The following is a 17,978-nucleotide window of genomic DNA, read 5'->3' on the forward strand; positions in this document are numbered from 1 at the left end:
TTAGTTAGCTTTACTTAGAGTAAAGTTCGACGATCAACTGTTCGTTAATTTCCGCAGACAGGTCAGTTCTTTCTGGAACGCGCTTGAAAGTGCCTTCCATTTTGCTGCTGTCTACATCAATCCAGGTTGGCTTCTCACGTTGGTCAGCCAGTTCCAAAGCAGCTACGATACGCGCTTGCTTTTTAGCTTTTTCACGAACAGAAACCACGTCTTCGGCAGAAACGTTAAACGATGGAATGTTCACAACTTGACCATTTACCATGATCGCCTTGTGGCTTACTAGCTGACGTGCTTCAGCACGTGTGCTAGCGAATCCCATACGATAAACTACGTTATCAAGACGCTGTTCTAAAAGTTGTAACAAGTTTTCACCTGTGTTGCCTTTTAGACGTGCAGCTTCTTTGTAGTAGTTACGGAATTGCTTTTCAAGTACGCCGAACATACGACGAACTTTTTGTTTTTCACGCAACTGAACACCGTAGTCAGACAAACGGCCACGACGGGCACCATGTTGACCGGGCGCAGCATCGATTTTACATTTAGAATCGATTGCGCGAACGCCGCTCTTAAGGAACAAGTCAGTTCCTTCGCGACGGCTAAGTTTGAGTTTTGGACCCAAATATCTTGCCATGATCTTTCTCCAACTGTCCGTCGATTAAACGCGACGTTTTTTCGGTGGACGACAACCGTTGTGAGGAATAGGGGTCACATCGGTAATGTTTGTGATCTTATAACCTGTAGCGTTAAGAGCACGGATCGCAGACTCACGGCCTGGACCTGGACCTTTAACGAATACTTCTAGGTTCTTAAGACCGTATTCTTGTGCAGCTACACCTGCACGCTCTGCAGCAACCTGTGCAGCAAATGGGGTAGATTTACGTGAACCACGGAAACCTGAACCACCAGATGTCGCCCATGCTAATGCATTGCCTTGACGGTCTGTAATAGTCACAATTGTGTTGTTGAAAGACGCATGGATATGAGCCATACCGTCTGCAACCTGACGTTTAGCGCGCTTACGCGTGCTACGAGCTGGTGCTTTTGCCATAACTTACTCCCCGTTTACTTCTTAATTGGCTTACGAGGACCTTTACGGGTACGCGCATTAGTTTTAGTGCGCTGACCACGTAGAGGCAAGCTACGACGGTGGCGAATACCACGGAAGCAACCCAGGTCCATCAAACGTTTGATGCTCATAGAGACTTCACGGCGTAAATCACCTTCAACGGTAAATTTAGCCACTTCGTCACGAAGCTTATCAATAGTCGCTTCGTCTAGCTCTTTGATTTTTGTATTTTCTGCAACACCAGCACCCGCACAAATGCTTTTCGCACGTGTGGGTCCAACGCCGTAGATCGCTTGGATAGCGATGACAGCATGCTTGTGCTCAGGAATGTTAATGCCAGCGATACGGGCCATTAACAGCACTCCTCTTGTTTATTTGTCGACGACCTAAAAAGCCCGATAGGATACTTACCCGTCGACTAAATTGCAAATTTTGGTGCAAAAAACTTATAAACAAAACTAGCAGAACCTGATAAGTATGAGTCAGGTTCCGCTGATTAGCTTTGCAAGTATTCTGTACCGCTTAGATTAGCCCTGACGCTGCTTATGCTTAGGGTCAGAACTGCAAATTACGCGCACAACACCGTTGCGTTTGATAACTTTACAGTTACGGCAAATCTTTTTAACTGATGCACGAACTTTCATTACATCACTCCCCTATCTTATAAATTAAGGGGCTAACTTAACGGCCGTAGCCTTTAAGATTAGCTTTCTTCAGAACAGACTCATATTGACTACTCATCAAATGCGTCTGCACCTGTGCCATAAAGTCCATGATAACCACCACGATAATTAGAAGCGACGTACCACCGAAGTAGAACGGCACATTCCAGGCAATTAGCATGAATTCAGGCACCAAACAAATAAAGGTTATGTATAGTGCGCCAGCCAGAGTCAGACGAGTCATTACCTTATCAATGTAACGTGAGGTTTGTTCACCTGGACGAATACCAGGGATAAACGCGCCAGATTTCTTCAAGTTATCTGCTGTATCACGCGGGTTGAAAACCAACGCCGTGTAGAAGAAGCAGAAGAAGATAATTGCTGCTGCGTATAACATCACGTACAGCGGCTGACCAGGCGATAGCATTAATGCTACGTCTTGCAACCATGCTGTTGATTCATTCTGCCCAAACCATCCTGCGATAGTACCTGGGAACAGAATAATACTGGAAGCGAAGATGGGTGGAATAACACCCGCCATGTTGACCTTCAGCGGTAAATGCGTGCTCTGCGCGGCAAAAACCTGACGGCCCTGCTGACGCTTTGCGTAGTTTACCACAATTCTGCGTTGTCCGCGCTCTACAAATACCACTAGGTATGTAAGGGCTACAACAATCACAGCAATCAACAACAAGAACAACAGATTAATGTCGCCTTGTCTTGCTTGTTCCGCTGTCTGACCTATCGCTGTAGGTAGACCGGCAACAATACCAGCAAAAATCAAGATAGAGATACCGTTTCCAATACCTCGTTCGGTAATTTGCTCACCTAACCACATTAGGAACATAGTTCCTGTGACTAAGCTCACCACTGCCGTAAAGTAGAATCCGAAGCCAGGGTTTATCACCAATCCATTAATCAGGTTGGGCAGACCAGTCGAAATACCAATTGACTGGAAGATGGCCAGTACCAACGTTAAATAACGTGTGTACTGACTTATCTTACGACGACCTGCCTCGCCTTCTTTTTTAAGCTCGATCATCGGTGGATGAACCACCGAGAGCAACTGCATTATAATGGACGCAGTAATGTATGGCATAATGCCCAAAGCCAGAACGGATGCACGCTCAAGCGCACCACCGGAGAACATGTTGAACATTTCTACAATGGTACCTTTCTGTTGCTCGAACAAGTCTGCAAGCACAGCTGGATCGATGCCAGGGATAGGAACGTAAGAACCTAGTCTGAAAACAACAATCGCACCAAGTACGAACAACAATCTTGCCTTAAGCTCACTCAAGCCGCTTTTGGCGCCTGAATCCAATCCTGGTTTAGCCATCTAGCTTATTCCTCTACTTTACCGCCAGCAGCTTCAATCGCTTCTTTAGCGCCTTTAGTAACCTTCAACCCGCTTACTGTAACAGCGCGTGATATTTCACCGCTCTTCATAACTTTAACGAACTGGATCTCTTTTTTGATAAGACCCGCTGCTTTTAAAGTTTCAAGAGACGCTGTATCACCTTCAACCTTCGCGATTTCAGCAAGAGTTACTTCATCAGAAACGAAGCTCTTGCGTGAAGTGAAACCGAACTTAGGAAGACGACGCTGGATAGGCATCTGACCACCTTCAAATCCTGGCTTAACGCGGCCACCTGAACGGCTTTTTTGACCTTTGTGGCCTACACCACTCGTTTTACCAAGACCTGAGCCGATACCACGACCAGTACGCTTACCAGATTGTTTAGCTCCTGGTGCAGGAGCAATAGTATTTAAACGCATAACTTACTACTCCACTATCTCGACCATGTAATTAACACGGTGAATCATGCCGCGTACACTAGGCGTATCTTCCAGTTCACGAACATGGTTGATTTTACGAAGGCCTAAGCCTTTAAGCGTAGCTTTGTGCTTTGGCAAACGGCCAATCGCACTTTTAGTTTGCTTTACTTTAATCGTTGCCATGTCTGATTACCCCAAAATTTCTGATACAGACAATCCACGTTTCGCAGCAACTTTCGCTGGAGAATTCATCTCTGTCAGCGCGTTAATTGTTGCACGAACAACGTTGATTGGGTTCGTAGAACCGTAACATTTTGAAAGTACGTTCTGTACACCAGCTACTTCAAGTACTGCACGCATTGCACCGCCGGCGATGATACCGGTACCTTCTGATGCAGGCTGCATGTAAACTTTAGAGCCAGAGTGACGACCTTTAATAGGGTGCTGTAACGTGTGGCCGTTAAGGTCTACGTCAACCATGTTGCGACGTGCCTTTTCCATAGCTTTTTGGATTGCAGCAGGAACTTCACGTGCCTTACCGTAACCAAAACCTACGCGACCATTACCGTCACCCACTACTGTCAATGCAGTGAAACTAAAGATACGACCACCTTTAACCACTTTAGAAACGCGGTTTACAGCAATCAATTTCTCTAATAGTTCACCGTTCTGAACTTCTTGTTTAGCCATTATAAACTCCTAGAACTGAAGACCAGCTTCGCGAGCTGCATCAGCTAATGCCTTAACGCGACCGTGGTATTTAAAACCACTACGATCGAAAGCCACTACTTTGATGCCTTTCTCAATAGCACGTTCTGCGATTGCTTTACCGACTACCGCTGCTGCTTCAGTATTGCCTGTAGACTTAAGATCTTTTGCAAGACCTGTTTCAACAGTTGAAGCCGCTGCCAACACTTCAGAACCGCTAGGAGCGATTAACTGAGCATAGATGTGGCGAGGTGTACGGTTGATTACCAAGCGATGCGCGGCCAGTTCACGAATTTTTGCACGTGCGCGAGTTGCGCGACGAATGCGAGCTGTTTTCTTATCCATCGTATCACCCACCTACTTTTTCTTAGCTTCTTTACGACGTACGTGTTCGTCAGCATAACGTACACCTTTGCCTTTGTAAGGCTCTGGCGGACGGTAAGCGCGAATGTTCGCCGCAACCTGACCTACCACCTGCTTATCGGCGCCTTTAACGACGATTTCAGTTTGGCTAGGAGTTTCAACGGTAATGCCTTCAGGCATTTCGTATACTACAGGGTGAGAGAAACCTAGCGTAAGGTTAAGTTTGCTACCTTGTGCTTGCGCACGGTAACCAACACCGTTTAGCTGAAGTTTTTTCTCAAAACCTTGTGAAACACCTTGAACCATTGCATTTAGGATAGAGCGAACAGTACCAGCCTGTGCCCAACTGTCAGCGAAACCTTCACGTGGAAGTGCTTTAAGTTGGTTCTCTTCCTGTACAACTTCTACAGCGTTATTGAAAACGCGGGTCAAAGTGCCTTTACTACCTTTAGCGGTAACTTCTTGGCCAGAGATAGAAACTTCTACGCCTGATACCAAGTCTACTGGGGCTTTTGCTACTCGTGACATTTCAACTCCTCCGTTATGCTACATAACCGATGATCTCACCGCCCATGCCAGCGTTACGCGCTGCACGGTCAGTCATCACACCTTTAGAAGTCGACACGATCGCGACACCCAATCCACCCATAACCTTTGGAAGCTCATCTTTTTTCTTATAGATGCGCAGACCAGGGCGGCTTACACGCTCAATAGTGTCAATTACTTGCTTGCCTTCGAAGTACTTAAGCGTAACTTCTAAAACAGGCTTAACGTCACCAGAGGCTGCATAGTCAGTAATATAACCTTCTGCCTTCAATACTTCACAAATAGCTACGCGAAGTTTAGAAGACGGCATAGTTACAGATACTTTCTGTGCCATCTGGCCGTTACGGATGCGGGTAAACATATCCGCGATAGGATCTTGCATGCTCATTATCAGCTACTCCTTACCAGCTGGCTTTTTTAAGGCCAGGGACTTCACCGCGCATTGCAGCTTCACGAAGCTTAATACGGCTTAGACCAAATTTGCGTAGGTAACCATGTGGACGACCAGTAACGCGGCAGCGGTTACGCTGACGAGATTTACTAGAGTCACGTGGCAGTTGTTGTAGCTTCAGAACAGCGTCCCAACGCTCTTCTTCAGAAGCGTTAACATCGCTGATAATCGCTTTAAGTGCGGCGCGCTTCTCAGCATACTTAGCAACTAGCTTAGTACGCTTAGCTTCGCGTGCCTTCATTGATTCTTTTGCCATAACCCTACACCCCTACTTTTTGAATGGGAAGTTGAACGCGTCCAGCAGAGCACGTGCTTCGTCATTAGTATTCGCACTGGTAGTGATAGTAATATCCATACCGCGAACTTTATCCACTTTATCGAAATCGATTTCAGGGAAAATGATTTGCTCACGCACGCCCATGCTGTAGTTACCACGACCGTCGAATGATTTTGGGTTCAAACCACGGAAGTCGCGAACACGTGGAATAGCGATTGAAATCAAACGCTCTAGGAATTCCCACATACGCTCGCCGCGTAAGGTTACTTTACAGCCAATCGGATAACCTTCACGGATTTTAAAGCCCGCTACTGATTTTCTTGCAACTGTGACTACAGGCTTCTGACCGGCGATAGCCGTCATGTCAGCTTGAGCATTCTCAAGTACCTTTTTGTCAGCAACTGCTTCACCTAAACCCATGTTTAGAGTGATTTTTTCAATCCGAGGGACTTGCATGACGCTTTTGTACCCGAACTGCTTAGCAAGTTCAGCTACTACTGTTTCTTTATAGAAATCATGCAGTTTCGCCATCGTACTCTCCAATATAATTAAACAAGTTCACCGTTTGACTTAAAGAAACGAACTTTCTTCTCGTCTTCAACACGGAAACCAACGCGATCTGCTTTGCCCGTTGCCGGGTTAACAATCGCAACATTAGAAACGTGAATAGAAGCTTCTTTCTCAACAATACCACCAGCAATACCCATTTGAGGGTTAGGCTTAGTGTGTTTCTTGACGAGATTAACGCCTTCTACAATTACACGGTTATCAGCAATAAGCACTTTAAGGACTTTGCCTTGTTTGCCTTTGTCTTTACCCGCTAATACGACTACTTCATCATCACGACGAATTTTATTAGCCATTATCGTGACTCCTTATAGTACCTCTGGGGCCAATGAGATGATTTTCATGAAGTTTTCACTTCTCAACTCACGGGTTACCGGTCCAAAGATACGCGTACCAATTGGTTGCTTGTTTGCATTAAGCAAAACAGCCGCGTTACCGTCAAAACGAATGGATGAACCATCAGCACGACGAACGCCTTTTCTAGTACGCACCACCACTGCATTCAGTACGTCACCTTTTTTAACTTTACCGCGAGGAATTGCTTCCTTAACAGTAACTTTGATGATGTCACCGATACCTGCATAACGGCGATGCGAGCCACCAAGAACCTTAATACACTGAACCCTGCGAGCGCCGCTGTTGTCTGCAACGTCCAGGTTAGTTTGCATTTGGATCATGTTAGTGCTCCGCTCTAAAAATTAAGACTCTCCCGAGTCGTTTAAGCTGCTAACTCCAACAAGGATTTGCTGAAATTATATACATACCCCCACAAAAAGGGCGCGAAATGATAACAGAAAACTTGGGGTAGTGATAGCAGTAAATTGAATTATTTTTAAACGATGGGGAAATAAAGAGTGGCTCTAGAAATTCTACAGCCACCGAAGGGATTATAGCTTATTACGCAGACGTTTTCAAAGCATGTTCTGATAAGGCTAGGTGATACTGCAAGCATTTATGTAATCGGCTTGTTCCCACGGGTTTTGAGATAAAATCGTTCATGCCTGCTTGTAGGCATTTCTCCTTTTCGCCATTTAACGCATTTGCGGTAAGCGCCACTATGGTCATTGCTTCGCCCTGCCCGCCTAGCTCACGTATACACTTAGTGGCTTGTAGGCCATCGAGTATAGGCATATGACAATCCATAAATACCAAATCGTAAGGGCGCTGCTCGGCAATAGAGGCCTTTACTTTAGCTACGCCTCTTTCACCATTGTCTGCTAAGTCTACGTTAACACCTATTTCTTTAAGCTGTTCTTTAATAACAATTTGGTTTATTTCGTTATCTTCAACCACCAGCACTCGTGCTTTCTCTAACGCCTCTCGAGATATTTTTCTACTGCTATTGGCTCTTACGCCCAGCGCGTTTTCGCGCCTAATTTCATCTGCGCTGTTTAAAATAAGGGTTACTACAAACTTAGCGCCCTTCCCTATTTCGCTGGCAACCTCAACGTTACCGCCATAGTGAGACACTATTTTTTTGACAATGGCTAACCCTAAACCAGTGCCGCCAAAGCGCCGTTGCGTCGACTCTTCAGCCTGATGAAATGGAGTAAAGATGACTTCTTGTTGGGGTTGGCTAATGCCAATGCCAGTATCGGTAACAATAATTTTTACGCGAAACCTGCCAGCGCCATACTCCGTACAACGCGTGGTAAGCGCAACAGAGCCATTAGGCGTAAACTTAATGGCATTGGTTAGCAAGTTTATAATTATCTGGCTTAGGCGTAACCCGTCTGCCACAAACATAGTGTTTTTTAGCGCTTTAGTATTTATGTTCAGCGCCAAGCCTTTCTTATTCGCTAAACGGGTAAACATGGGTACTTGCAGTTCAATTATCTCATCTAAACTTACCGTGGCTTCTTCAAACCCCATATGGCCTGAGTCAATTTTAGAAAAATCGAGTACATCGTTTACAATACCAAGTAGAGAATCGGCGCTGCGTACTGCAATATCTAAATATTGCTTCTGTTTACTGGTTAGTGGGGTATTTGCAAGGGTTTCTAACATACCTTGCACGCCATGAATGGGGGTTCTAATCTCGTGGCTCATGTTGGCTAAGAAGCCGCTACGGGCTTCAAGGGACTTTTCGGCTAATTCGGTTTTTTCTTGGAGCGACTGTAGGGTAAACATGCGCTCGGTAATATCTCGCGTGGCACCAATTACCTTAATACATTTTCCATTTTTCATAACGGGGTGTGCGCGGGTTTCAAGCCAGCGAGTTTCGCCCGCATCGGTAAGCACTTCTAATTCGTAGGTGCAATCTTCGCCAGTTGCAATGATTTCGGTAAACTTTTCTTGGTATTGCTTTTTAGTGGCCTCTTTTTTAATTAGGCCAAGTACCCGCTCTGCACTCATTTTCTCGTTCACATCTATGTGCACGATGCCTTTTAACATATCGCTCCACTCTAGCGAGTCATTTAAGAAGTCATATTCCCAGGTGCCTACTCCCGCCAATTCTGTTATTTGCGTTAGCATAAGGTTTTGCGCCTCTAGCTTCGCTTTCTGTTGTACCATTTCATCAAATGATTGTTGTTTGGTAATGTGCGAACCTATCCAGTCTGCCAGTAATAGTAGATAGTCGTAATCAAGATTAGAGAAGGCGGCTTCTCGGGGGCATGTTGAGGAAAAATTTAACGTACCGTATAGCTGATTGTTAACGCGAATGGGAGCAGCTACGTAGCTTCGTAAGTCGTATTTTTCATAACAGGGGTGTTCGCTACCTGGAAATACTGCAACATCGTGATACGACACTATGTTATCGGCTTCGATGGTATCTTTGCAGTAAGTATCGGCAAGTAAATAGCTTGAGTTAGGTTTTATCTTCTCGTCTGGCGATACCGCATACATAACTTTATAAGTATTACCGGTAATATAGCTCACTATTGCCGTTTCAAGGCCCAACACTTCGCTGCCCATTTTTAATAGGTGTGCAACTTTCTCCACAAACGCTAAATTACCGTCTGTGGAAATTTCATGCAGGCTCTTAATAACACTCATGAGGTTCCCCCTAGTTAGGATCTCTTACTTACGCAAGCAAAAAAGGCCACTGCGCTATACAGTGGCCTTCATTAAGATAATCTAAATTGAGTGTTTTAACAGCAAAGTAGACTAAGCAATTAGTCTACTTTGCTTAGTTATTAACTAGTAAAGGATGTTTATTTCGTAGCCTGTTGCCGTATCAGCTGGCTCAACAGTAACAATATAGTTCTCTTCTTCAGTAAATCCGAACAACGATGTTCTGTCTAGTAGCACCTGTTCTTCGTTGTCATCTTCATATACTGCAATCACTTCGTAGTAGTCTGATGGAAGGACTTCTGTCTTCGTTTCACCAAACTCTAGGTTTTGTAGGTCGTACTCTGCGGTGTCGATAGTTTCATCGTTACGTACTAGGTAAAAATCAACATCATCGAAGTCGCTAACCAAATTAACGAAGTTCACCGTTTTATCGTAGGCCTGTGGAAGTCCGCTTTCGATAAACGTGGCTGCGCCAAGCGCACCATCTTGCTCGTAAATAAGAATGGCTTTACTTTCACCTTGGTTCAAGGTGATGAGTTTATTGCTTAGGCTGGTAAGTTCACCGCTTGGATCGGTTACCGTTACACGGTAGTCACCATAGCGAATTTCTGAGAAGTCACTGAGTTCGTCAGCAGATAAAGTAAATTCTACATCTTCTTCGTCGGTATTGCCGCCAAACGTTACTGTTAAGTCACTATCAACATTGGTTGAATTGTAAATACGGTACTGTGCATCGGCTTCTACATCGGTAAGCGCTGTTACCGACGATGAGTTTAGAATGGTATCTACCACTACGCCGTTTTGAATTGCGCCACTTACGTCGCGTATGGTGAGTAGGTACTCAGTCTCATAAACAAAGTCGAGGGTTTGTGATTCGAACACCACATCTGTGCTACCTGGCTCGGTAAGATAAATAGTGTATTCGCCTTCATCAAAGTTGTCGCTGTCATCATCTTGATCCCAGTACTCGAACTCTATCATTTCATTGGCGGTTACTGTTCCTAGGAAGTTGGCTGCTTCAAAGGGGTCGCCCGAGTCGCTTAAATAGAAGTCATACGAATCTTCATCTAAGGTTACAGACAAGGCGAATAGGCGGAAGTGATCTTCCATTGTATCCCGTTCATAGGTGTATTCTGAAATAACCGGGTTATCAAAGTCGCCGCTTAATACAATAAGGGTTTTTACACCGTATTTTAGTTTGACGGTGTAGTTCCCAACCAGTACTTCTTGGTCGTCTGAGTCAGTACGAATGAACTCTAGGTCTATTTCGTCGTTGTCCATAGAGTACATTGCGGTAGCGTCACCGAACTGGGCTGAGCCGAAGCTATCGCCATCTTCTTCACGCATCTCTACATTTGCGCCGTTTGGTGATGCATTGTAAAACTGAATGTAAGCATATGAGTAATCTGAACTGCTATCAGAACCACCGCAGGCACTTAAGCCTAGTAGCGCGATAAGTCCAAGGGCTACAGTTCGTAACCAAGCTGGAGAGTGAAATTGCATAAAGTAAATGTCCTTACTGAATCATTATTGTGTTGAGCATGGGTATGTTTAGCTCAAATAGGGGTGAACTATACTGCCGTATGGCAATAATGAGATGGCTCAGTTCGCACCTTTACACTTTCTTTGCAAAGCTGACATTTTGTAGGGGTTTCTATTATGGGGTGAAGCTCTTAGCAGCAAGAATAAAAAAGCCCGCGAATGCGGGCTTTAAGCAAAATAAAACGCTGTGTTTCGTGCAGTAGCTAGCGCTAGGCCTGGCGCTGACGAACTATCTCATATAAACAAACACCTGTAGCAACCGACACATTTAAGCTGGTAACGCTGCCCGCCATAGGCAGTTTCACTAACTCATCACAGTTTTCTTTGGTTAACCTGCGCATTCCCTTGCCTTCTGCGCCCATTACCAAAGCGGTGGGGCCTTTAAGGTCTACATCGTAAAGGGTTTTATCGGTTTCACCTGCGGTGCCTACAATCCACAATCCGCGGGTTTGTAAATGCTTTAAAGTACGCGATAAATTGGTTACCTGAATAAGGGGTACAACTTCCGCCGCCCCACAGGCTACTTTTCGTACCGTGCCATTTAGGCTGGCAGACTTATCTTTTGGCACAACCACAGCATGAACGCCCGCGCCATCGCCGGTACGTAAACAGGCACCTAAGTTGTGCGGGTCGGTTACCCCATCTAGCACCAAAATAAGTGGCTGCGATTGGCTATCAAGAATACGGTCTAAATCGGCTTCATCTAATACACGGGCCGGTTTCGCTCTTGCTACAACACCTTGATGTTGCTCGCCGTTAACTTTGTCGTCTAACGCTTTGCGCTGACAAAATTGCACTGAAATACCGAAGCGACGCGCTTGGTTAACTATATTGGTTAGGCGTTCATCATTGCGCCCTTTCAGTACCATTACTTCCATTACCCGCTCGGGCTCTTGCTCTAATACCGACTGCATAGCATGTAGCCCGTATAACCATTCTTGCTGCGCCACTACCCTTTACCCCCATTTTTTGAACGCTTTGGCGCTCCTTTGCCTTTCGGCGCAGAGCTTTTTGGACCCCGTTTGGCAGTTCTGGTGGTTTTTTTCACCGATTTAACTTTCACCTTCTTGCCTTTAGGGCCGCGCAGCATAGACTGATCCAACAATAAATCAATCTTTCTTTCATCAAGGTTAACCGCAGCCACTTTCACTTCTACGGTATCGCCTAAGCGGAATTGACGGTGGCCTGATTCACCTGCCAAAATTTGTTTTACTTCATCGTAACGGTAATAGTCATCATCTAACGAGGTGATGTGTACCAAACCGTCGATATGATATTCGGTAAGACGGATAAACAAGCCGAAATTAGTTACCGAGCTCACCACACCTTCAAAGGTATCGCCTACGTGATCGAGCATAAATTCACACTTGAGCCAGTCGGCCACATCGCGGGTAGCGTCATCGGCTCTTCGCTCCGCTGTAGAACATTGTTCACCTAGCTGCTCTATTTCCTCGGGGGTATAATTTTTAAACCCAGATACGGTGTTTTTACCGTTTTTCTTAGCAAGAATACCTTTTATGGCGCGGTGAACCACTAAGTCGGGGTAACGACGTATTGGCGAGGTAAAGTGGGCATACGCATCGAGGGCTAAACCAAAGTGGCCTACGTTATCGCCATCGTAAACAGCCTGCTTCATAGAACGAAGCAACATGGTTTGAATAAGCTCCTCGTCTGCCCTACCTCGGGTTTTTAATACCACATCGGTAAAGTCGGCAGGCTGGGCTTCTTCGGTAATATTATGCGGTACACCAATTTCAGCTAAGTAACTGGTAAACGCGGTTAGCCTATCGGCATCGGGTTTATCGTGCACTCGATACAACGCTGGTGCTTCATACTTCTCCAGCATTACCGCGGCACTCACATTCGCCAATATCATGCACTCTTCAATGAGTTTATGGGCGTCGTTTCGTACCAAGGGCACTATATTTTCTATTTTGCGCTGCGCATTAAAAACAAATTTAACTTCATGGGTTTCAAACTCGATGGCACCCCGTTGCTGCCGTGCTTTTTTCAGGCTGCGGTATAAATCGTATAAATTCTTTATATGCGGCACGTGGGCTTCGTAACGTTGATGAAGCTCTTTGTCGCCTTTTAGAATGTTCCATACCTTGTTGTACGTCAGTCTGGCATGGGAATTCATCACGGCTTCGTAAAACTGAAACTCTTCTAGTTTGCCCTTTGGTGAAATGGTCATTTCACATACCATGCACAAACGATCGACTTCCGGGTTTAGTGAACACAGGCCGTTAGAAAGCACTTCCGGTAGCATGGGAATAACTTGATCGGGGAAATAGACAGAGGTACCCCGCTCTTGTGCTTCATCATCAAGCGCTGTTCCGTTACGCACATAATGACTAACATCGGCAATGGCCACCCATAATTGCCACCCGCCATTATCCAGCGGTTCACAATATACGGCATCGTCAAAGTCGCGTGCGTCTTCGCCATCTATAGTAACAAGGGGCAACTGGCGTAAATCTACTCGCCCTTCTTTCGCTTCATCTGGCACAGAATCGGTTAGGTTATCTACCTGCTTGGTTACTGCTTTAGGCCACTGATGAGGAATATCGAAGCTGCGTAGTGCCATTTCAATTTCCATACCTGGCGCCATATGCTCGCCTAGCACTTCAACCACTTTACCTACCGGGCTCATTTTGCGACGGGGGCGCTGGGTAAGTTCTACCACTACCACCTGCCCCATGCGGGCGCCATTGGTGTGTTCAGGGGGTATCACAATTTCGTGCTGTAAGCGGCTGTCGTCAGGCACTACCATGCCAAAGCCTTGCTCAACGAAATAGCGCCCAACAATAGGCTCACTTCTTGGTTCTATAACCTGGGTGATAAAGCCTTCTTTACGACCACGTCTGTCTGTACCGCTAATGCGCGCTTCTACTATGTCATCGTGCAGGAACAAATTCATTTGGCCGGCACTTATAAATAAGTCGCCACTTTTGTCTTCTGGGCGTAAAAAGCCAAAGCCATCTCTATGGCCGATAAGTTTTCCACGCACTAATTCATCGCGATCTTGCAGTATGTACTTTTTCTGGCGTGTGAATTGAACTTGCCCCTCGCGCTCCATGGCGCGTAAACGTCGCTGAATACCAATTCTGGCATCTTCTTCTTGGGCGTTAACGGCGGCACAAATTTCTAGAAACGATAATGGCTTACCGGCTTCTTGTAACACTTCCATTAAATACTCCCGGCTTGCTACCGGGTTTTCATACTTTTCTTTCTCGCGCTGAAAATGCGGATCATCACTCATGTATTTGATATTTACCTTTTATATATTTTACTCGTTCATTGACGTTATATTTATTGCTACTTGCAAAATCACAATAAGTTCAATGGTTAATTGCTGCACAGTATAACAGCAATTGACGAAAAACACTGGGGAATAAAACCAACCCATAGTTTTAGCGCAACTAGGCTTATACTAAATAAGTTGTATTGAAGTTATATTAATCGTGCTTAGCTATTTGACGGGCGTTTCGCTTCGCGCACCGCTTTTGGGTGCATTAGCTTTTCTAGCCGGGCGAGGTAATTGGCAATTTTATCGTGCTGAGCTTTATTGTCGGTTACCGAATGATGCAGCCAGTGATAGGCATCTTGGTAATCGTAAGGGCTACCATAGCCTTCAAAAAAGAGCTCTACCAAACGAATTTGGGCATTTAGGTTGTTCAGCGCAGCAGCTTCGCGCAAATAAACCACGGCGCGGTTTTTATCTTGCTGAACAAGCGTGCCTTTGGCGTAATAGCGGCCTAGCTGCTCTAGTGCAGCAGGCAAACCTTGGTTCGCGGCATCTTCCATATAGCCAATGCCGCGAGATGGGGCTGCGTCTACACATACGCCCCACGCCAGCATGTCGCCCCATAAAAACTGATACGCTGGAATTTTTAACACATCGGCGCGGGCTTCAATGTCTTGTACCAACTGACATCTATCTGCCACAACTTTATCTAAATGCGTGTTGTTGTTTATCATCTCAATAAGCGCATCTTGACTGTACAGTTGAACTGCACGAATTTCCTCAACCGTTTCACCTTCAAGTGCAAAGGTAGATGGGCTGCTTACTAGGCAAAGTAAACTCACTAAGATTGATAAAATGTAAGGCTTCATAACAGTGTCGTTTGTGGTAATAGCTGGCTTATAAAGGTTATCGGCAGCGCGGCCCATATACTTAACAAATTACTTACCCCTAACAAGTTTGCTAAGGGGTAAAGGTTTATAAGCTACGCTAACGACAATGTTTGGCTAATGGTTTCCTTTTCTACTGCATAACGCCGACTGGATATGTCGGGCATGGTCGGCAACGTCAATGCCTAAGTCGGTTAAGTACCCGCCATCCGATTGTGTAATCATACCTTTTGCATACAGCCTACTGGCTGCGTTAACGATGGACTGGGTTGCGTCGTGATGAATTTTCAAGCCTTGTAGCAGACTGTCGGTTGGAAATTTTAAGATGAGGTTAAGCTCATCTACCATGTCTTGATCAAAAATACTCATACACCCACCTTAAGAAAAAAGGGTTATTGTTGTTATTAATTAGCGCTGTGTGCTCATTGGCAAAGCGCACATCAACCGCCTACCTATCACACTATTATTTGACTACCCTGTCCAGATCAATTTTTTTGCGCCCCGTACAAGGGCACTATACTGACCGCTTACCATAAAATTCGATTAACCCACCAGGTTTGTCCATCGAACTGATCGGACTTTCCCCGCAAATAGTATATTCTTGCTTATAACATTAGTCTGCGGATACCCCCTGTTCAAATGAAGTACAAAGATTTACGTGACTTTATTCACCAGCTAGAAGCTAAGGGTGAACTGGTTCGAATTAGCCAGCCCATTGATACCAACTTGGAAATGACAGAAATTGCCGATAGAACCCTGCGTGCTGGCGGCCCTGCATTGCTGTTTGAAAATCCCAAAGGCCATAGCATGCCTGTGCTCGCCAATTTATTTGGCACGCCCGAGCGTGTAGCTATGGGTATGGGCCAAGACTCGGTAGAAGCCTTACGCGAAGTAGGCAAGTTATTGGCATACCTAAAAGAGCCTGAGCCGCCTAAAGGGCTCAAAGATCTTTGGCAAAAGCTGCCGGTATTTAAACAGGTGCTAAACATGCCGGCTAAGGTGGTGAAGAAAGCCCCTTGCCAGGAAGTTGTTATTTCAGGTGACGATGTAGACTTAGCGTCTTTACCCATACAGCGCTGTTGGCCGGGCGATGCCGCCCCGCTTATAACGTGGGGGCTAAGTGTTACCAAAGGACCGCATAAAAAACGGCAGAATTTGGGTATTTATCGCCAGCAAGTGATTGGTAAAAACAAGCTGATTATGCGCTGGTTATCCCACCGTGGTGGCGCGCTAGATTTTCGTGAATGGTGCCAAACCCACCCCGGTGAGCCTTACCCGGTGAGCGTGGCACTAGGTGCTGACCCCGCCACTATTTTAGGTGCAGTTACGCCAGTGCCCGATACCTTATCTGAATATGCCTTTGCAGGTTTATTACGGGGCGACAAAACCGAAGTGGTTAAATCGATAAGCAACGACTTACAGGTTCCTGCCAGTGCGGAAATTGTGCTTGAGGGCTATATTGCCCAAGATGAAACCGCCCCTGAAGGGCCTTATGGCGATCATACCGGCTACTACAACGAAGTAGACGATTTTCCGGTATTTACTGTTACTCATATTACCCACCGAAAAGACCCTATTTATCACTCTACTTATACCGGTCGCCCGCCCGATGAGCCTGCCATTTTAGGTGTGGCGCTTAATGAAGTATTTGTGCCTATATTGCAAAAGCAATTTCCAGAGATTGTTGATTTTTATTTACCGCCTGAGGGCTGCTCGTACCGCATGGCTGTGGTGACAATGAAAAAACAATATCCAGGTCATGCCAAGCGCGTAATGATGGGCGTATGGTCATTTTTGCGTCAATTTATGTACACCAAGTTTGTTATTGTGTGTGATGACGATGTGAATGCTCGAGATTGGAACGATGTAATTTGGGCTATCACTACCCGTATGGACCCCGCTCGTGATACCGTTATGATAGAGAACACGCCTATTGATTACCTCGACTTCGCGTCTCCAGTGTCAGGATTAGGTTCCAAAATGGGTATGGACGCAACTAATAAAATGCCCGGTGAAACTGATAGAGAGTGGGGCGAGCCCATTGTTATGGATGAAGAGGTAAAACAACGGGTAGATGATATATGGGATGAACTTGGTATTATGACTCCTTCATCGGCAAACCGTTAACCGCAAACGCAAGAAGAGATTACATGTCAGAGATTAAATGTCAGGTTGCAAGCATTACGCCTTTAACCGACGTCGTATACAAAATTGAACTTACCCCTCCTGCACCAGTAGAGTTTAAGGCGGGCCAATATGCTATGGTGAAAATGGGCGAAAAAGACTTACGCCCCTTCTCAATTGCCAATGCTGCGTATGATAATGAACGTATTGAATTACACATTGGTGCCGAGCCGGGTAATAGTTATGCCACCGAAGTGCTAACACGCATGCAAGAGGACGGCGAAATTACCCTAAGTGCCAACAATGGCCAGGCGTTTCTTCAGTCTAATGGCTTACCAATGGTGCTCATTGCCGGTGGCACTGGCTTTTCTTACACCTATTCTATTTTGCAGCAGCATTTGCATAGTGGTGATACCACACCTATTACCTTGTATTGGGGCGGCAAACACGCCAGCGACCTATACTTAAGTGAACAGTTAACTGAACTGGCCGAAAAATATGCGCATTTCACGTTTGTTCCTGTGGTTGAATTTGCCCATGACGACTGGCAAGGGCGTACCGGCTGGGTACACCATGCAGTAATGGCAGATCACGCCGACTTTGCCGCAGTACAAGTGTATGTTGCAGGCCGTTTTGAGATGGCAAAAACCGTACGAGACGATTTAACCGTGCGCGGCCTAAAAGCAGAAAACCTGTTTGGTGATGCTTTCGCCTTTATTTAGGCTAAAACCAAGTATACTGCTC

The 17,978-nt window shown here is 45.7% G+C and carries 23 protein-coding genes; 2 read left to right on the plus strand and 21 right to left on the minus strand.

From position 1 onward, the window contains the following. Positions 1–10: 10 nt before the first annotated feature. The 21 genes from rpsD to GTH32_RS11160 all read right to left on the minus strand — a co-directional run bounded on the left by rpsD (position 11) and on the right by GTH32_RS11160 (position 15,479). Positions 11–631 carry a 30S ribosomal protein S4 gene (rpsD, locus tag GTH32_RS11060; protein WP_163085729.1) on the minus strand — a complete coding sequence of 207 codons (621 nt, stop codon included), beginning with the start codon at positions 629–631 and terminating at the stop codon, positions 11–13. A gap of 24 nt (positions 632–655) precedes the next feature. Next, a complete protein-coding gene (rpsK, locus tag GTH32_RS11065) occupies positions 656–1,048 on the minus strand; it encodes a 30S ribosomal protein S11 (protein WP_013786215.1) in 393 nt (130 codons plus the stop codon). 14 nt (positions 1,049–1,062) lie between these two features. Further along, positions 1,063–1,419, minus strand: a complete 357-nt coding sequence (gene rpsM / locus GTH32_RS11070) for a 30S ribosomal protein S13 (RefSeq protein WP_012519216.1) — start codon at positions 1,417–1,419, stop codon at positions 1,063–1,065. Between the two features lie 174 nt (positions 1,420–1,593). Next, positions 1,594–1,710 (minus strand): 50S ribosomal protein L36, encoded by a 117-nt coding sequence (rpmJ, locus tag GTH32_RS11075; RefSeq protein ID WP_012519217.1) that lies wholly within the window; start codon positions 1,708–1,710, stop codon positions 1,594–1,596. A gap of 37 nt (positions 1,711–1,747) precedes the next feature. Continuing rightward, the gene (gene secY / locus GTH32_RS11080; RefSeq protein ID WP_163085731.1) at positions 1,748–3,067 is read right to left on the minus strand and encodes a preprotein translocase subunit SecY; all 1,320 of its coding nucleotides are present in this window, start codon (positions 3,065–3,067) and stop codon (positions 1,748–1,750) included. A 5-nt stretch (positions 3,068–3,072) separates the two neighbouring features. After that, positions 3,073–3,507, minus strand: coding sequence for a 50S ribosomal protein L15 (gene rplO, locus GTH32_RS11085; RefSeq protein WP_163085733.1), 435 nt, complete (start codon positions 3,505–3,507; stop codon positions 3,073–3,075). A gap of 6 nt (positions 3,508–3,513) precedes the next feature. Then, positions 3,514–3,690 carry a 50S ribosomal protein L30 gene (gene rpmD / locus GTH32_RS11090; RefSeq protein ID WP_163085735.1) on the minus strand — a complete coding sequence of 59 codons (177 nt, stop codon included), beginning with the start codon at positions 3,688–3,690 and terminating at the stop codon, positions 3,514–3,516. 6 nt (positions 3,691–3,696) lie between these two features. After that, positions 3,697–4,197, minus strand: a complete 501-nt coding sequence (gene rpsE / locus GTH32_RS11095) for a 30S ribosomal protein S5 (RefSeq protein WP_013786221.1) — start codon at positions 4,195–4,197, stop codon at positions 3,697–3,699. Positions 4,198–4,206: 9 nt separating this feature from the next. After that, positions 4,207–4,560, minus strand: coding sequence for a 50S ribosomal protein L18 (rplR, locus tag GTH32_RS11100; RefSeq protein WP_163085736.1), 354 nt, complete (start codon positions 4,558–4,560; stop codon positions 4,207–4,209). Positions 4,561–4,572: 12 nt separating this feature from the next. After that, positions 4,573–5,106 carry a 50S ribosomal protein L6 gene (gene rplF, locus GTH32_RS11105; protein WP_163085738.1) on the minus strand — a complete coding sequence of 178 codons (534 nt, stop codon included), beginning with the start codon at positions 5,104–5,106 and terminating at the stop codon, positions 4,573–4,575. Between the two features lie 13 nt (positions 5,107–5,119). After that, positions 5,120–5,512, minus strand: a complete 393-nt coding sequence (gene rpsH / locus GTH32_RS11110; RefSeq protein WP_163085740.1) for a 30S ribosomal protein S8 — start codon at positions 5,510–5,512, stop codon at positions 5,120–5,122. 13 nt (positions 5,513–5,525) lie between these two features. Then, positions 5,526–5,831, minus strand: coding sequence for a 30S ribosomal protein S14 (rpsN, locus tag GTH32_RS11115; protein WP_071980725.1), 306 nt, complete (start codon positions 5,829–5,831; stop codon positions 5,526–5,528). Between the two features lie 12 nt (positions 5,832–5,843). Continuing rightward, complete coding sequence (gene rplE / locus GTH32_RS11120; protein WP_012519226.1) at positions 5,844–6,383, minus strand: 50S ribosomal protein L5; 540 nt, start codon at positions 6,381–6,383, stop codon at positions 5,844–5,846. Positions 6,384–6,400: 17 nt separating this feature from the next. Beyond that, positions 6,401–6,715 carry a 50S ribosomal protein L24 gene (gene rplX / locus GTH32_RS11125; protein ID WP_163085742.1) on the minus strand — a complete coding sequence of 105 codons (315 nt, stop codon included), beginning with the start codon at positions 6,713–6,715 and terminating at the stop codon, positions 6,401–6,403. Positions 6,716–6,727: 12 nt separating this feature from the next. Continuing rightward, positions 6,728–7,096: a 50S ribosomal protein L14 gene (rplN, locus tag GTH32_RS11130; protein ID WP_013786228.1), complete on the minus strand. Its 369-nt coding sequence runs from the start codon at positions 7,094–7,096 to the stop codon at positions 6,728–6,730. A 220-nt stretch (positions 7,097–7,316) separates the two neighbouring features. Beyond that, positions 7,317–9,416 carry a GAF domain-containing hybrid sensor histidine kinase/response regulator gene (locus tag GTH32_RS11135; protein WP_163085744.1) on the minus strand — a complete coding sequence of 700 codons (2,100 nt, stop codon included), beginning with the start codon at positions 9,414–9,416 and terminating at the stop codon, positions 7,317–7,319. A gap of 144 nt (positions 9,417–9,560) precedes the next feature. Next, the gene (locus GTH32_RS11140) at positions 9,561–10,937 is read right to left on the minus strand and encodes a DUF4397 domain-containing protein (protein ID WP_163085746.1); all 1,377 of its coding nucleotides are present in this window, start codon (positions 10,935–10,937) and stop codon (positions 9,561–9,563) included. Positions 10,938–11,185: 248 nt separating this feature from the next. Beyond that, positions 11,186–11,926: a 23S rRNA (guanosine(2251)-2'-O)-methyltransferase RlmB gene (gene rlmB / locus GTH32_RS11145; protein ID WP_163085748.1), complete on the minus strand. Its 741-nt coding sequence runs from the start codon at positions 11,924–11,926 to the stop codon at positions 11,186–11,188. After that, the gene (gene rnr / locus GTH32_RS11150; protein ID WP_163085750.1) at positions 11,926–14,238 is read right to left on the minus strand and encodes a ribonuclease R; all 2,313 of its coding nucleotides are present in this window, start codon (positions 14,236–14,238) and stop codon (positions 11,926–11,928) included. Before rnr ends, rlmB begins: the two co-directional genes overlap by 1 nt. 206 nt (positions 14,239–14,444) lie before the next feature. Beyond that, positions 14,445–15,092 carry a tetratricopeptide repeat protein gene (locus tag GTH32_RS11155; RefSeq protein WP_163085752.1) on the minus strand — a complete coding sequence of 216 codons (648 nt, stop codon included), beginning with the start codon at positions 15,090–15,092 and terminating at the stop codon, positions 14,445–14,447. Positions 15,093–15,227: 135 nt separating this feature from the next. Beyond that, entirely contained in the window at positions 15,228–15,479 is a 252-nt protein-coding gene (locus tag GTH32_RS11160; RefSeq protein ID WP_163085754.1) for a TIGR02647 family protein, read from the minus strand. A 270-nt stretch (positions 15,480–15,749) separates the two neighbouring features. Between GTH32_RS11160 and ubiD the strand changes: the two genes are divergently transcribed. Further along, entirely contained in the window at positions 15,750–17,237 is a 1,488-nt protein-coding gene (gene ubiD, locus GTH32_RS11165) for a 4-hydroxy-3-polyprenylbenzoate decarboxylase (protein ID WP_163085756.1), read from the plus strand. A gap of 23 nt (positions 17,238–17,260) precedes the next feature. Beyond that, positions 17,261–17,956, plus strand: a complete 696-nt coding sequence (fre, locus tag GTH32_RS11170) for an NAD(P)H-flavin reductase (RefSeq protein ID WP_163085757.1) — start codon at positions 17,261–17,263, stop codon at positions 17,954–17,956. Positions 17,957–17,978 lie beyond the last annotated feature (22 nt).

Origin of the sequence: Alteromonas profundi, assembly GCF_010500865.1 — a bacterium.
Taxonomy (GTDB): Bacteria; Pseudomonadota; Gammaproteobacteria; order Enterobacterales; family Alteromonadaceae; genus Alteromonas; species Alteromonas profundi.